A 15,878-nucleotide genomic window follows, 5' to 3' on the forward strand; every position below is an offset into this window, starting at 1 on the left:
ACTTTTTTATGTACATTAAAAACTCCACACTGGATAAAATCCGAATCATCATCTATGGGGCAGGGGAAGCCGGCCTGGCAACAAAACGCACTTTTGACCATGATAATAAAATAAATAAAAATATTATTGCTTTCGTTGATGACGATATGAGAAAGGTGGGTAAGACCATTGATGGGGTCAAGATTTTAAATGCAGCTTCCCTGGAAGAGTTAATTACCAAACACGAATTGGATGAGATTATATTTGCCAGTTATACCATACCCACTGAACGTAAAAATCAAATTGTAGACGTTTGCCTGGAACATAACATTAACATTTTAAATATTCCGCCTCCTGAAGTTTGGGCGAGGGGAAATGTGCATACCTCACAAATACAAAACATTAATATTGAACACCTCCTTAACCGTAAAACCATAGATATTGACATTGAGGGTATACAGAAAGAGTTAAAGGGTAAACGTGTGCTGATTACCGGGGCTGCTGGTTCAATAGGTAGTGAAATCGTAAGGCAGCTGATGAAGTTTGAAACCGGTTTGATTATCATGTGCGACCAAAGTGAAACGGCCTTGCATGATTTATACCTGGAGATTGAAGAAAATTATACAAATTCGAATTTTCATGCTTTTATAGGTGATGTAAGGGATGAAAAACGCATGTCGTTTTTGTTCGAGTCTTTTAGTCCTCAGTATGTTTACCATGCAGCTGCCTATAAACATGTGCCAATGATGGAAGATAATCCGGCTGAAGCGATCAAAACTAATGTATTAGGAACAAAAACCATTGCAGACCTGTCTGTTAAATTCGGCGTACAGAAATTTGTCATGATATCTACGGATAAAGCAGTGAACCCTACCAACATTATGGGGGCTTCTAAAAGAATTGCAGAAATTTATGTGCAATCTTTAAATAACTCGCTAAGTGCTCCTGATTTGATTTTTAGCAATGGCTTGAGTTACCTTAATGAGCCGGGGGTGAGGGCGATTACTAAATTTATCACCACGCGCTTCGGCAATGTTTTAGGGTCAAATGGTTCTGTGATTCCCCGCTTTAAACAACAGATTGAAAAAGGGGGGCCGCTTACGGTTACCCACCCTGAAATTACCCGTTATTTTATGACCATACCGGAAGCTTGCCGTTTAGTGTTAGAGGCTGGTTGCATGGGTACGGGTGGTGAAATCTTTGTTTTTGATATGGGCAAGTCAGTTAAAATTGTAGAACTGGCAAAGAGAATGATTCGTTTAGCCGGGTTAATACCGAACCAGGATATCAAGATCGAGTTTACGGGTTTGCGTCCTGGGGAAAAGCTTTATGAGGAATTACTGAATGACAATGAAAATGTAATGCCTACACATCATAAGAAAATTATGATTGGTAAGGTTCGTGAATATATATTTAACGATGTGCAATCGCAAATACATGAGTTGTTAGCGCATGCCGGTGTAAACGACAACCGTAAGGTGGTGCTGCAAATGAAAGCGATGGTACCTGAATTTAAAAGCAAAAATTCAAAGTTTGAAGCTCTTGATGCATATATAGAAACGGCTAACTAATACTAGTCCTTTGTCTTTTCCTTTCTATTTAAGCGCTGCCAGGCGCTTTTTTCTTTTCTGAAGACCTATAGTGCCAATAACTGCCCCCAAGGTATGAATGATGTGAATTAAAAATATTTCTGTATTTATATAAAAATATAGAAAATATGACATATTTTTATAAAAAATAACTCTACTACCGTCTTTATATCATCTAAAATTTTCTAAATACTATAAATATGTCATCAAGGGACAGCTATGGCCTTTGCATAGATTGAATACGCATAGAAAAGTAATTTATAATCAAAGTGATATGATTGTTCATGGCCATAAGAATATGTTGTTTTCTTGGATCTTTTTCATCACGTGTTGTCTGTTTACCTCCTGTGTGAGCACTAAAAATGTGCCTTATTTTCAGGATATTAATCTTGCTGCGCATAGTGATCTGAATAATACAGCAATTTATACGGATCCTAAAATCATGGCTGATGATATCCTTTCTATCTCCATATTTACAATTGATCCCGAAACCACTTCCTTAATAAATCAAGTCGCCGCTATGCCTGCCCTGGGTGCAAGCTCTGCAAGTACGATTGGCCAGCAACAGATTACCGGCTATCTAGTGGATAAAAATGGGGAAGTTGAACTTGCCGTAATTGGGAAGATTAAGCTTATAGGATTAACCACCTATGAAGCTAGAGAACTCTTACGCTCAAAGGTTCGGGAATTCTATAACGAACCAAGTGTGCAGGTTCGCTTTGCCAATTTCAAAGTAACTGTTTTAGGTGAAGTGGCAAGACCAGCTGCCTACACTTTACCAAATGAAAAAGTAAGTATTTTAGACGCTATTGGTCTAGCTGGGGATTTGACGATATATGGTAAGCGCGAGAATGTGCTACTCATTAGGGACAATAATGGTAAAAAACAATTTGCCAGGTTTAGCTTAAATTCCAGTGAATTGTTCAGTAGTCCCTTCTTTTACTTAAAGCAGAATGATGTCATCTATATTGAACCTAATAAGGCCAGGGTTGCTGCTAATAATGCAGCCAGAAGCCAGACATTTGCCATCCTTGGTTCAGCCATTTCTGTACTGATCGTATTAATAACAAGGTTATAATTCAAATTTAATAAGATATTAAATGAATAACGAACCCCAAAATAATGTGCTGTTAAAAAAAGATGGCATTAATTATAAAGAGCTTTTGTTTAAGATTCTGGCCAAATGGCCTTGGTTATTGCTTTCACTATTTATCTGTCTGGGCTTATCTTACTTATACATTCAATACAAAACGCCTATGTATAGAATTACGGCAAGAGTTTTAGTTAATGATGAGAAAAAAGGAGGTGGAGCCATAGGTGGTGCGGAACTATTAGGCGATTTAGGTGGTTTGCTAGGCGGCAAAAGTACGGTGGATAATGAAGCGGAGATTTTTAAAACCCGATTTTTAATGGAGCAGGTAGTTCGTGATCTGGATCTGCATATCACTTACTTTATGAAGAAGAATTTTAAAAATACTGAAACTAACAACAGTCCTTTTAGCGTACAAATAGTAACTATTCTGGATACGCTAAAACCTGCCCATTTTTCTATAACGCCACTCGGTCCTAATAAGGTGTTGTTATCCTCAGCTGATTTAGATACAACCATAAATTTTAATCAACAAGTTGCTTTGCCCGATATCGGAACGTTGGTTTTTAGGAGGAATGAAAATTTATCCTTCGTGAATGGAGAAGAATATAGCTTTTCAATTACCTCTGTTGATGAAAAGGTTTCTCAATTGATGGATCAGTTATATGTAGGCGTTACAAATAAATTAGTCTCTATCATTGACCTGAGGATTAATCACCCTATTCCAAATAAAGGAGAAGAGGTTTTAAATAACCTTATTAATAAATATGTAGAAAGTAACTTAAGAGACAAGAACGAAGTTGCTGACAGCACCATTAAGTTCATCAACAATCGCTTGTTGTATATCAGTACTGAACTTGGTGGCCTTGAAGGGGATATTCAAGGATTTAAACAGAAAAACAACCTTGCTGATATGACTGAGCAATCAAAATTGCTGGTCCAAAATACGAGTTCTATTATAAATGAATTATCAAAAGTAGAAACGCAGTTAAATATATTAACCAGTTTGCAGGAATACCTGGATGAAAAATCGGAGAACAGGGTGTTGCCAAGTTCATTATTGCCAACGGATATGGTTTTTACCAGCCTGATTGAAAAATACAATAATTTGCTTTTAGAGCGGGATAGAAGATTATTAGCGGTCACAGTAACTAATCCGCTCATTTTAAACTTAGATCAACAGATCGCCAATTTACGCATTGACATGCTCTCCAATCTGATTAGTACTAAAAATGGTTTAGTCATTACAAAAAACAGGCTTAATGCTGAAATCAATAAAGCGGAAAATCGGATCCAGGAGGTTCCTGCTACAGAGCGCAATTACCTTAATTTAGCGCGGCAACAGCAAATCAAACAGGAACTGTATATTTTCCTGATGCAAAAAAGCGAGGAAACAGCCATATCCAAGACATCAACAATATCAAACTCCAGAACGATTGATCCCCCGAAAGCTGAATTTAAACCGTTTTCGCCTCAATCTAGGGTTGTGGCATTAATTGGTTTGTTTTTTGGCCTTGCTATTCCAATTGGCTTAATATATTCATTGGACGTATTAAATAATAAAGTAAGAAATAAAGAAGATGTAACTAAAGGAACCACTGTTCCGATTTTTGCCGAAATAGGTCATAATATCCTTGGAGATAACCTGGTGGTAGCGAATAATAGTCGTTCTCCTATTGCGGAGCAATTTAGGGCATTGCGTACAAATCTTTCATTTTATTTAAATCAGCCAGATAAAAAAGTGGTTGTAATGACCTCAAGCATGGCTGGGGAAGGAAAATCATTTGTGACCATCAATCTGGGAAATATTTTAGCGATCACCGGAAAGAAAGTTTTATTGATGGAATTGGATCTGCGTAAACCAGGGCTAGCCCATAAGTTAAATGTTGTTAACAATTTGGGATTCACCAACTACATCATTAATAATGCCTTAGAAGTCAAAGACATTGTAAAGAAATTAGATTTTCAAGACAATATCTTCCTGATAAGCTCAGGGCCAATCCCTCCCAATCCGGCTGAAACTTTGTTAAATGTGAGAACTAAAGAACTCATCGATTTGCTCAAATTGCAATTCGATTACATCATTATTGATGCCCCACCTATAGGAATTGTAACTGATGCTCAGCTCATGGAAGTTCATGCTGATTTGTGTCTGTATGTAGTTAGACAAAACTATACATTGAAATCCCAACTTAAGATTATCGAAGATTTAGTGACTAATAAAAAAATGCGGAATGTTGGGGTGGTGATCAATGATATTATTGCAAGTGAATTTAATGGATATGGGTATGGTTACGGTTATGGCTACGGCTCCTATGGAAATGACGAGGTCAAAAAGAACGGATTAAGTAAGGTAAGTTCCCTTTTTAACCGAAAAATTCAAAGGTTTAAAAATGGAATCAGCAAATAAGGTAGCTTTCAACACGGTTGTTCTGTATATAAGAATGATAATTACGGTTGTATTGTCCTTATATACAACGCGATTGGTTTTAAGTGCTTTAGGTGCTACGGATTATGGAATATTCAACTTAATTGCAGGTATTGTTTCCATGTTGTCTTTCCTTAATGCAGCCATGACTGCGTCAACCCAGAGATACTTGTCTTTTTATCAAGGACGTAATGATCTCTTCCAGCAAAAAAAAGTTTTTTCTAATAGTCTGTTTATTCATGTTTTAATAGGGATAATAGTCGTGTTTGGTTTAGAGGTTTCGGGTATGTTTTTATTTGATGGATTTTTAAAAATACCTGTGGATAGGGTAAATGCGGCAAAGTACATCTTTCATTTCATGTCGGTTACTGTGTTTTTTACGATCATCGCTGTCCCGTTCACTGCTTCATTGAATGCTAGAGAAAATATGATGTGGACCGCCATTGTCAATATTTTGGAGTCTGTGCTTAAATTCGGTATAGCTATTCTTCTTCTGGAAATAAACAGGGATAAATTGGAAGTATATGGTTTGCTAACGGCGGCTATAAGTATCGTGAGTTTTATTTTATATGCATGGTTTTGTCTTAAAAAATATCAAGAGTGCCGGCGGCCAGGGTTAAATGAATTTGATGTTAAACTATTTAAAGAGTTAACTTCTTTTGCTGGTTGGAATCTCTTCGGGGCATTAGCTGGGATAGGAAGAACACAAGGCTTAGCCATTATTTTAAATTTGTTTTTTGGAGCTGTGGTAAACGCGGCTTATGGCATTGCTAATCAAGTGGCTGGTCAATTAAATTTTTTTTCTGCCACATTGTTAAAAGCGCTAAATCCACAGATCATGAGAAGTGAGGGGGCTAATGACAGGCAACGAATGTTAAGGTTGTCCATGATAGGAAGTAAATTTTGTTTTTTTTTATTAGCAATTATTGCCATCCCCTGCATTTTTGAAATGGAGAATATCCTTAGATTTTGGCTGACTCAGGTCCCGGAATTTACGGTCATATTCTGTAAACTGGTTCTCATTGCTTTGTTGACCAATCAGCTCACCATAGGATTGCAGTCTGCATTTCAGGCGACTGGCAAAATAAAATTATACCAGACCCTGGTTGGTATTACCTTGCTGCTTAATCTACCATTAGCGTACTTATTGTTGAAGTTTCACTTTCCTGCATATTCCGTTTTACGCTCTTATATTTTCATTGAGGCTATCGCATGTTTTTTACGCATACTACTTTTAAAAAAGCTCGCTGGTTTATCTGTAAAAGTATTCTTTAACAGGGTTTTGGCCAGAGAGTTATTACCTGTAATGATCTCCTGTTTAATTTGTGTGTATATAACACAAGTAAGCACATTTGAACTCCAGTATAGGTTTTTGGTCACTTGCATTTTTTCTACTGCAGTGTTTAGCATAAGTGTTTATTTCTTAGGATTATGTAACGATGAAAGGCTATTGATAAATAAATTATTCATTAATGTTTTAAATAAAATGAAATAATGAACAATGCCGAAAATATTAAGTCACTGGTTGACCAGGTAATCGTTGGTGGCTATTGTATTGGTTGTGGTGCATGCGCCGCATTGGATAATTCTCCGATTAGCATTAAATTGGATGAATATGCCAAATTACAGGCTGTTTTAGAACCTGGCCTGCAATTTCTTGAAGCTAAAAGTCCAGTGTTAGCTGTCTGTCCTTTCTCAAATGAAAGTCCCGATGAAGATGAAATTGGTAAGGAACTTTATGGTTTGCAGGCAAACAAGCACGAAAAATTAGGATTCGCTATAGCCAGTTACGCAGGATTTGTTTCTGAAGGAACCTATCGTAAAGATGGTAGTTCGGGTGGAATGGGCACCTGGATATTAAATGAACTATTAAAAAGCGGCTTAGTCGACGGCATTATCCATGTTAAAGAGCGGGTGAAAACAAAAGATAACCCTTTGATTTTTGAATACGCTATTTCTACTACTCAAAGTGAAGTTTTAAAAGGTGCAAAATCCAGATACTACCCCATTGAGCTGTCTGAGGTCATTCGCACAATTAAAAGTACGCCAGGGCGCTATGCTATTGTTGGGTTACCCTGTTTTATTAAAGCGATTCGTCTATTGCAAAAAAACGATTCAACGATTGCCGATCGCATCAAGTTTTGTGTAGCCTTGGTTTGTGGCCATTTAAAAAGTGCCAATTTCGGTAACATGTGGGCCTGGCAAATTGGTGTTCATCCTAATAACGTTGTGGCTATCAATTTTCGAAACAAGTTGAAGGGTTATGGCGCCAATAAATATGGTGTTGCCGTTAAAGGTGATGTAGATGGCCAGATGGTCACAAAGGAAAGCCCCCCTTTAAGCCAATTATATGGTGCGGATTGGGGTTGGGGCCTGTTTAAATACAAGGCCTGTGATTTTTGTGATGATGTAGTAGGGGAAACGGCAGACCTTACCATCGGCGATGCCTGGCTTCCACAATACCTGCATGATAGTGAAGGCACTAATATTATCGTCATACGTAACCAGCAACTCAAGGAATTGGTTGATCGGGCAAATGTAGAAAAGAGGTTAAATCTTGAAGAAATTAGTTTTGATGAAGTCGTTAAGTCACAACAAGCAGGGTTTTTACACCGCCGCGAGGGCTTAGCTTACAGATTATATTTAACCGACATCCAAGGGAAATGGCGGCCAATTAAAAGGGTGCAAGCCTCCGATTCATCGATAAATGACCTGGTGAAGGCACGACAACGAAAACGCATTGAATTAGCCGAAAAAAGTCATGTTGCCTTTAAGAAAGCACTTGCAGCGGGTGAGTTTAGTGTTTTTAAACAAGAATTAGCGCCTGCTGTATCCGATTATAAATCATTATACAAAGTTCCGTTCCTCAACAGGGTTATTAATCGATTAAAAAAAATAGCAAATATTAAATGAATTGATATGCGGATTGGAATTATAACTTTTCATTGGGGAACAAATTATGGTGGTGTACTTCAAGCTTTCGCATTGCAGGAATACCTGAAGAAAATGGGACATGAAGTGTCTATTATAAATTATTTTCCCAAATCTCAAAGTGAATCCTTCATAAGGAGTGTGATATCGAAAAGCTTGAGGAATAGCTTTAATAATGCAAAAACGTTCTTTAAGGAAAAAAGATTCGTTCCTTTTAGGGTCGAAAATTTGACGCTTACCAGAAGGTATTACAGTTTGGAGGATTTACAAAAGCATCCTCCCGAAATGGATGTATATATAAGCGGAAGTGATCAAGTCTGGAATCCTTATATCCTTGATACTTATGGGATACCCTATTATTTAGGCTTTGGTGATCAGACCGTCAAGAGAATTTCTTATGCCGTTAGTTTGGGCTGCATTGACTATCCAAAGGAGAAAATGGACTTAATACGTTCGTTTTTGAAAGATTTCGATGCCTTAAGTGTTCGTGAAAATACGGGGATTACCATTTTGCAACATGTAGATGTAAAGGAAGTGGCGCTCATGCCGGATCCAACCTTATTACTAGGGGAGGCAGACTTAGCTAAATTTATACGGCCGCTCCAGAAGAAGGTTGGCGCATTTGCTTTCTTTTATATTTTGCAGGAAGATCAAAACTGTATCAACGACATCTACAAATTTGTAACTGGCAAGTTAAGGCTGCATGTGGTCAACACCAAACATTTTAAACATGCTACCATGAGCATTGAGGAGTGGCTGTCTAACATTGCAAATTCAATGTTTGTGGTTACAAATTCTTTTCATGGCGTTGTTTTTTCCCTTTTACTAAAAAGGAACTTCCTGGTTGTGCCTGTAGAGGGACGTCATGCTGGAATGAATGATCGGATTGAGACCTTGTTAACGAAGTTCGGCCTGGAGGATAAGATCGTTAGGGAATATAATGAGGCTAATCTGGTAAGACAATTAAATATAGCGATTGATTGGGTGAAAATAGGCAGGATAAACGATGAATTAAAGAGTTTAGCCCATGCTTTTTTTAAAAAGAATTTAAGCGAATAGTATGGTAGCCTATGTCGCTTTATATATATATTTAATTGTTGTTTCCATAATTACCTGGAAGAAAGAGAATAATACGATTTTTTTCCTTTCAGCTTTGCTAGTTGCCTTATTGCCTGCCTTGCGTGCTGTTTCTGTAGGAACGGATACCATTAATTATGTCAATTATTTTTTATATCCAAGTCGCGGATATAATGATCAGCTTATTGAGTTCGGTTACGAAGTGTGGAATGATATCATCCGATTTATTTGGTATAATGAGTATTTTTTTCTTTTCTCCAGTTCCCTGTTGGCCATGAGCGGGGTTATATTTTTTATTTACAAAGAATCTCCTTACCGTACATTTTCATTGTTGTTATTTGTCATTGTTGAACAGTTCTACTTTATGGAATTTAGTGGGATGCGGCAAGTGATCGCAATTTCCTTTTTCCTTTTTGCTTTATATTATTATCATGCAAATACACCGGATAAGAAAAAGGCTTTTCTCTTTTTTGTGCTGGCGATGTTATTCCATGCAACCGTAGCTTGGACCCTGCCGTTCATCTTATTTCTTGATAAAGTTAGTTTCAAAAAAAAGTGGGTTTATATTCTTTTGGTGCTTTCTTTCATAGCAGGCCTGTATGGGGTTTTTGACTATCGCTCTGCAATAGCTACTATTTTTGGAATGGTCAATGTTGGTGATGGACTGGTAAATAAATACGGTGGCTATTCTGATTTTACAGTGGAGAATGAGAGTAACTCACATAGAATTCTTTGGGATATGTTGCCATTATCAGTCATATGCTTAGGGATAGTTATCTCTCAAAAACAGATTGATTATCATTATTTAAAACTTTTCATCACCGGGGTAGTGGTTAATAACCTCATTATATCCTATCCTATTGGCTTTCGTATTGTAATTTATCTCCTGATCTTGATTGTGATTATTGTTCCTAAAGCATTCAACAGGCAGGGGTTATTGGCTGCCATAATATATACCCTAATTGTTGTCTACTATTTATATAAGTCTTGTTCCATCCTGCTGGTACAATTCAATCCTTTATTTGTCGGTAACAAGGTTGTACCCTATAAAACTTATCTGGATGAAAAATAATGACAGGCCAATTAACATAGTTTACATTGCTGTGTGTGATGGTGGTTCTTTTAAAGCTTTACTAAATATGCTTGACGGATTAGCGGCCTATCATGTTAATCCTTTGGTAATCATTAATGTTAAAAATGAGTTTACGGAAGAATTGGAACGAAGAAACATTCCTTACCAAGTGGTGAGGTATAAATTTAATTTATGGCCTTTTTATTCGAGCTGGAATGATAAGATTCGTTTTTTTTGGCGTTTGTTTTCTAATCCGGTTTATAATTTAATTGCCCTGAAAAGGATGGAGGGCTTTGCTAAGAATTTCGGTGCTGAATTAGTTCACACGAATACTGGCGTATTACATGTTGGATTTAAAGTGGCAAAGAAACTGGGATTGCCCCATGTATGGCATTTCAGGGAGTACCAAAATACCGGGGTAAATGTGGAATATCATTTTCACATGCACCCTTTTCCAACCATAAAGTGTTTTTTTTCAAAATTGTACTTTCCTGAAAACTATTCCATTGCGATTACTGAAGGGATCTATAGGCATTTCAACATGCACAGCGATCGGGCACGAATTATTTACGACGGCGTTTTTAAATCCACTAACGGGAACTTCGTTGCCGACAAAAGTCGGTACTTTTTGTTTGTTGGACGGATCAATCACCAGAAGGGCTTTACCGATTTAATTGATGCTTTCGTTGATTTTGCTGCTAAAGACCAAGATTATGAACTATGGATTGCAGCAAAGTTTGTTGACAATGAATACACGAAGGCCATTCAGAATAAACTTCATCAAAAAAACTTACAAGCTCGTGTGAAATTTTTAGGCTACCGTGCGGACGTTCAGGACTTCATGTTAAGGGCAACTGCTTTAATCGTGCCTTCTAAATTTGAAGGTTTTGGTTTCATTACCGCGGAGGCGATGTTTAATGGGTGTTTGGTGATTGGCAGAAACGTTACGGGAACGAAAGAACAGTTCGACAATGGACTAAAAGAAAATGGTCTTGAAATTGGGTTAAGGTTTTCTTCAACTACTGAGCTCAGCAGGGCCTTGAATGAGGTCAAATCAAATGGCATCGCCTCTTATGTCCCCATGATCAGAAGGGCCCAAAAGACGGCTATCCGGTTATACGCTATTGAGGAAAATAGCAGAAAGGTCTTTGAATATTATCAGGACTTATTAAACCAACGCATACCTAAATGATGATCTATGGATGTGTCAATTATTATCATAAACTATAATACTAAAGCTTTTACTAAGGATTGTATCAGCAGTATATTTGAACACACTAAAGATGTCAATTTTGAGGTGATTGTGGTTGATAATGCTTCAACTGATGGATCTGTGGAACTGCTGGAACAAGATGCAAGGATTTTATTGATTAAAAGCGGTGCTAATTTGGGATTTGGGAGGGCAAATAATATCGGCTTTGAACAAGCGCGTGGAAAGTATGTGTTCTTGCTGAACTCAGATACGCTTTTACTAAATAATGCGGTAAAAGTTTTCCTCGATTTTGCCAATCATACGCCTATTAATTTCGGTGCCATTGGATGCGTCCTGTTAAATGCAAATGGGGTGGAAACACACTCTGTCGTGGATTTTAAGAGTATACCCAGATTAATCAAATTTGCGATAAAGAAATTAGTGCAAAAAGTATTTAGTTTACCACCATCCTTTGTGCAGGCCAAACTTAATGGAAATTCTTACCAGGAGGTTGATGGCGTGATCGGGGCGGACATGTTTATCCCTTCAACAGTCTATAAAGCTGTAGGTGGTTTTGATCCGGCGTATTTTATGTACGGAGAAGAAGTAGACCTGCAAAAACGCATGGATAAATTGGGTTTTAAAAGATTAGTCATCAGAGGTCCTGAAATTATACATTATGAAGGGGGAAGCAGTGATAACCTTGCGCAAAAACTCTCCTGCAAGACCGTCTACAACCTTCAAAAAGGCGCTTTATATTTTGTGAAAAGGCATCGTTCAAGGACATACTATAACCTCTACAAGTTTGTGCTTTTATTTACCTGGTTTCCATGGGTATTGATAGACAAAAGGTTTAAATTAAAAGAAAAGAGGCTATTGTTTAATTTGATCAAATCATCTTGAAATGGAAACTCCAACAATTGAATTTTCCCCCGTTATTTTATTTGTCTATAAACGGCTTGATACGCTGAAAAGGACCTGTGAGGCATTAAAAGCCAATAGATGGGCGGAGTTGACGACCTTATATATCTATTCAGACCATTTCAAGGGCGAGAAGGATCGAGTCGCTGTACTTGCTGTTCGGGATTACATCCACCAAATCAAAGGTTTTAAAGCGGTCAACATTATAGAAGCTGTTGAAAACAGGGGCTTGGCCAACTCCATCATCCTTGGCGTCACTTCCATTTTAGAAAAATATGGCAGGGCCATTGTGCTTGAAGATGATTTAATCACCAGTAAGAATTTTTTGATTTTTATGAATCAGGCTTTGAATTATTATCAGGACGATGCCAGGGTATATTCCATAGCCGGTTATACGATACCTATTACGCCCAGGGAGAATGAAGATGTATATTTTACGCAAAGAGCTTCATCCTGGGGATGGGCAACCTGGATTGACCGTTGGGATAATGTGGATTGGAATATTAAAGATTACCCTAATTTTTCTAATGATTTGAATATGAAAAGAAATTTTAACAGGATGGGGTCTGATATGACGAAAATGCTCAATGACCAAATGATTGGAAAAATAAACTCCTGGGCGATCAGGTGGTGTTACCACCAGTTCAAAACTCAGCAATTTACGGTGTACCCCGTTTTGTCAAAGGTTTTAAATATTGGTAATGGCCATGGTGCTACCAATACAAGGGATGGGTTCAGTCGTTTCAAAACAAATCTTGATACAACCAATAAAATATCGTTCTCATTTAAGGAAAATGTTCAATTGGAAGAATATTATTTGTCGCAGTTTTTAAAGCAGTTTAGTGTTTTTACCAGGGTTAAATTTAAAGTCTTAAACATGTTGAAGTTTTGAAAATTTTAATGATTCACAATTATTATGTTTTAAGGGGCGGTGAGGATGTGGTGTTTGAGCAGGAATTGGCACATTTAAAAAAAGCGCATGATGTGGAAGCCTTAGTTTTTTACAACAAAACTGGTTGGAAAGGCGCATTGGAGTTTGTGTGCTCCATTTGGAATGTTTTAGCTGCCAGTAGGCTCAGGAATAAAATTAAATCTTTTAAACCTGAAGTGATACATGTCCATAATTTTCATTTTTCATCAGGGCCGATTTTGATAAGAACAGCAAAAAAAATGAATGTGCCCTTGGTGTTAACCTTGCACAATTATAGGTTGCTATGCCCCTCTGCAACTCTAATGCATGAGGGGAAGGTTTTTACGGAAAGTTTAAGTCAAAATTTCCCTTGGAAGGCGGTTAAAAAAAAAGTTTATAGGGGCTCTATCCTGGCTACGTTCTGGCTGGCGTTGACATTTTGGTTTCATAGGAAAATAGGAACCTGGAAGCAGGTGGATCGCTATATTGCTTTAACTGAGTTTTCTAAAAATTTATTTCTATCATCGAAGTTAAATGTAGATGCAATGCGCATGGTGGTGAAGGCTAATTTTGTGGAGAAATTGGAGGCCCATTTAAATTTAAATTCAAGCAGTTTCCTCTTTGTAGGCAGGTTAAGCCAGGAGAAGGGCATCCATATTTTGTTGGCAGCTTTTAAAGATTGTGATGCCGTATTAAACATTGTAGGGGATGGGCCACTGGGCGAATTAGTCTGCCAGGCTTCGTCTGCAGGGAAAAACATTCATTACCTGGGGAATTTAAAATCGGCAGAAGTGCGTCAGGTTATGGCACAAAGCACTGCCTTAATTGTTCCTTCCATCTGGTACGAGGGAATGCCAATGACAATTCTGGAGGCTTTTTCCTTAGGGCTTCCGGTGCTTGCCAGTAATATTGGTGCTTTGAGTACAATGATTAATCATGGTCATAATGGGCTGCATTTTGTTGCAGGTGATTCGGCCAGTCTAATCAGTTGTGTAAAGTATTGGGCTTCTCTTTCGCCCAAGCGAAAGATGGACTTTAGTGAAGCGGTGTACAGAAATTATTTAGGTAATTATACACCAGAAGAAAACATAAGGCAACTGGTGAAAATTTATCAAACAAGGCACTAATTGAATTCTTTTTTTAATTTTAACTGCAGCCCCCAGCTGTTCGGTAGTAATTTGCCCTGGTCAACTGCGCCGCTTACCGACAGGTAATAGTTATTTCTTAAAGCCTTTCCAGCATCGACATAGATGGAATATTGTTGTACTGGGGTAAATAGTCCCCAATATGGTCGGCTCCTGTTAGAGCCCGTCGATTCACCGTATTTACTTGTTGCAAAGGTGCCGTAATTTTTGGAGTAGGTGGCTTTAATCAGGAAGTCAAATGTTTTATAACTGCCTGTAAAACCGCTATGGACGGCGATCACCCGGTTGTTGGAAAAATACTTGCTCGGCGCAGCAGCAAGATCATCATTTGCATAAGGGGCTGTGGTGATAAGTGGATTCCCTAATCCCTCCCCCTGATAACTCCATCCTTGTGGATAGTAGTAATTGTTATAATAGTCTTCATCACCGGATTGGGTAGGCTTTGACCAGGGATAGCCTGCCTGATCCTTGGAATAAAAGAACTCCACTAAGATTTTTTTCCACCTGAAATCGCTGTTGCTTTCCTTATATTTTAGATTTGCTAAGGTGATTCCATTCAGACCGTCTTTGATGTTAGCTAATTTAGAAAGTGCCCCTGTTTCATAGATCGATTGCCTGTATAAGGAGATGCTGATGTTGTTGAATTGGTATTCGGCACCCAAATCAATACTTCCCAGCTGGTTGCCAATTTTTGAATGGGGTATTGGATTATGACGATACGTTTTGCCCCTGAGCACATAAAAGAAGGTGCTTAGGGTACTTAGGTCAAATAAGTCGCCGTAAGCGGCGCGTTCATTACCCCAAAATACCTGATGGTTGGCACCTCCATATAACTGCAGCCGCCAGCTTTTTTTTCCAAGCCTTACATATAAGGATTTTTGATGCAGGTAGGTAGATGGGTTTCTGTCGTAAGTGTTGATAGTCCCATTTCTACCCAAATTCACCTTGTCCAGAATGGTGGTGTTGCCTAGCCAGCCATGGGCAAAGTTTCCTTTGAAGCTTAATAGTCCCCCGAAAATAGGAAGGGAAAAATATTTCGGAATGGACAGCTCTATTTTAGGGACCCCTAAAGCATTACCCGCAACTGCGAAATTGCCACTACTTAATGTGGTGTCACCGTTTAAGCCAGTTACATCTTTGGTTCTCCCAGCTTTGATCTGAAATATCGAGGCTCTCACTTTAACGAAACTTTCTATAAGCGTTAAATTGGATCCCGTACCTGCGTTAACGCGTCCCTCAAACCCAAATCCCCAATCAAATGTCTTTTTTTTAAGGCTGTATTTTGTTTCATCGTAGTTTCTATAAGCCCTACCGATAAAACTCCCTGATCCGCCAGGTAAAGGAATCGAGCCAAATTGGTTTGAGCGCATCCAGAAAGGTACTGCATGGTTTGTAGTACCGATTATTTGAGTTTCAATTTCAAGTTTCACAGGAGCATATTGGCCTTTGGTCGTGGAAGTGCACAGAAAGGCTAAGCAAACTGTTAAGCTGCTGATATAGGCAAGGGTGACAACACTTTTGTTGATCATATAAGTTTTTTTTAA

At 38.1% G+C, this 15,878-nt stretch carries 12 protein-coding genes; 11 read left to right on the forward strand and 1 reads right to left on the reverse strand.

Features of this window, described 5'->3' with window-relative positions:
* From ACR2F3_RS06820 to ACR2F3_RS06870, 11 genes are all read left to right on the forward strand, one after another.
* The coding region (locus tag ACR2F3_RS06820) for a polysaccharide biosynthesis protein (RefSeq protein ID WP_432709231.1) at nt 1-1,550 on the forward strand (1,550 nt) is incomplete at its 5' end.
* Between the two features lie 367 nt (nt 1,551-1,917).
* Complete coding sequence (locus ACR2F3_RS06825; RefSeq protein ID WP_432709232.1) at nt 1,918-2,646, forward strand: polysaccharide biosynthesis/export family protein; 729 nt, start codon at nt 1,918-1,920, stop codon at nt 2,644-2,646.
* 22 nt (nt 2,647-2,668) lie between these two features.
* Entirely contained in the window at nt 2,669-5,068 is a 2,400-nt protein-coding gene (locus ACR2F3_RS06830) for a GumC family protein (RefSeq protein WP_432709233.1), read from the forward strand.
* Nucleotides 5,052-6,581: an MATE family efflux transporter gene (locus ACR2F3_RS06835; RefSeq protein ID WP_432709234.1), complete on the forward strand. Its 1,530-nt coding sequence runs from the start codon at nt 5,052-5,054 to the stop codon at nt 6,579-6,581. Before ACR2F3_RS06830 ends, ACR2F3_RS06835 begins: the two co-directional genes overlap by 17 nt.
* Nucleotides 6,581-7,999, forward strand: coding sequence for a Coenzyme F420 hydrogenase/dehydrogenase, beta subunit C-terminal domain (locus ACR2F3_RS06840; RefSeq protein ID WP_432709235.1), 1,419 nt, complete (start codon nt 6,581-6,583; stop codon nt 7,997-7,999). The genes ACR2F3_RS06835 and ACR2F3_RS06840 overlap by 1 nt, the downstream gene beginning before the upstream one ends.
* Nucleotides 8,000-8,005: 6 nt before the next feature.
* Complete coding sequence (locus tag ACR2F3_RS06845; protein ID WP_432709236.1) at nt 8,006-9,076, forward strand: polysaccharide pyruvyl transferase family protein; 1,071 nt, start codon at nt 8,006-8,008, stop codon at nt 9,074-9,076.
* A 1-nt stretch (nt 9,077) separates the two neighbouring features.
* The gene (locus ACR2F3_RS06850; RefSeq protein ID WP_432709237.1) at nt 9,078-10,166 is read left to right on the forward strand and encodes an EpsG family protein; all 1,089 of its coding nucleotides are present in this window, start codon (nt 9,078-9,080) and stop codon (nt 10,164-10,166) included.
* The gene (locus ACR2F3_RS06855; protein WP_432709238.1) at nt 10,156-11,358 is read left to right on the forward strand and encodes a glycosyltransferase; all 1,203 of its coding nucleotides are present in this window, start codon (nt 10,156-10,158) and stop codon (nt 11,356-11,358) included. Before ACR2F3_RS06850 ends, ACR2F3_RS06855 begins: the two co-directional genes overlap by 11 nt.
* 6 nt (nt 11,359-11,364) lie before the next feature.
* The gene (locus ACR2F3_RS06860) at nt 11,365-12,261 is read left to right on the forward strand and encodes a glycosyltransferase family 2 protein (protein WP_432709239.1); all 897 of its coding nucleotides are present in this window, start codon (nt 11,365-11,367) and stop codon (nt 12,259-12,261) included.
* Nucleotide 12,262: 1 nt separating this feature from the next.
* Nucleotides 12,263-13,171, forward strand: coding sequence for a sugar transferase (locus tag ACR2F3_RS06865; RefSeq protein WP_432709240.1), 909 nt, complete (start codon nt 12,263-12,265; stop codon nt 13,169-13,171).
* 8 nt (nt 13,172-13,179) lie between these two features.
* Nucleotides 13,180-14,316, forward strand: coding sequence for a glycosyltransferase (locus tag ACR2F3_RS06870; protein ID WP_432709241.1), 1,137 nt, complete (start codon nt 13,180-13,182; stop codon nt 14,314-14,316).
* On the opposite strand, the gene ACR2F3_RS06875 is transcribed toward ACR2F3_RS06870, so the two are convergent.
* Complete coding sequence (locus tag ACR2F3_RS06875; RefSeq protein WP_432709242.1) at nt 14,313-15,863, reverse strand: capsule assembly Wzi family protein; 1,551 nt, start codon at nt 15,861-15,863, stop codon at nt 14,313-14,315. The two genes, ACR2F3_RS06870 and ACR2F3_RS06875, sit on opposite strands and share 4 nt — an antisense overlap.
* Nucleotides 15,864-15,878 lie beyond the last annotated feature (15 nt).

The sequence above is a fragment of the Pedobacter sp. genome (assembly GCF_045627485.1).
Taxonomy (GTDB): Bacteria; Bacteroidota; Bacteroidia; order Sphingobacteriales; family Sphingobacteriaceae; genus Pedobacter.

Coding starts and splice junctions, on each gene's coding strand:
- ACR2F3_RS06870 (WP_432709241.1), top strand. CDS start 13,180: ATGATTCACAATTATTATGTTTTAAGGGGCGGTGAGGATGTGGTGTTT.
- ACR2F3_RS06830 (WP_432709233.1), top strand. CDS start 2,669: ATGAATAACGAACCCCAAAATAATGTGCTGTTAAAAAAAGATGGCATT.
- ACR2F3_RS06855 (WP_432709238.1), top strand. CDS start 10,156: ATGAAAAATAATGACAGGCCAATTAACATAGTTTACATTGCTGTGTGT.
- ACR2F3_RS06875 (WP_432709242.1), bottom strand. CDS start 15,863: ATGATCAACAAAAGTGTTGTCACCCTTGCCTATATCAGCAGCTTAACA.
- ACR2F3_RS06865 (WP_432709240.1), top strand. CDS start 12,263: ATGGAAACTCCAACAATTGAATTTTCCCCCGTTATTTTATTTGTCTAT.
- ACR2F3_RS06840 (WP_432709235.1), top strand. CDS start 6,581: ATGAACAATGCCGAAAATATTAAGTCACTGGTTGACCAGGTAATCGTT.
- ACR2F3_RS06835 (WP_432709234.1), top strand. CDS start 5,052: ATGGAATCAGCAAATAAGGTAGCTTTCAACACGGTTGTTCTGTATATA.
- ACR2F3_RS06845 (WP_432709236.1), top strand. CDS start 8,006: ATGCGGATTGGAATTATAACTTTTCATTGGGGAACAAATTATGGTGGT.
- ACR2F3_RS06860 (WP_432709239.1), top strand. CDS start 11,365: ATGGATGTGTCAATTATTATCATAAACTATAATACTAAAGCTTTTACT.
- ACR2F3_RS06850 (WP_432709237.1), top strand. CDS start 9,078: ATGGTAGCCTATGTCGCTTTATATATATATTTAATTGTTGTTTCCATA.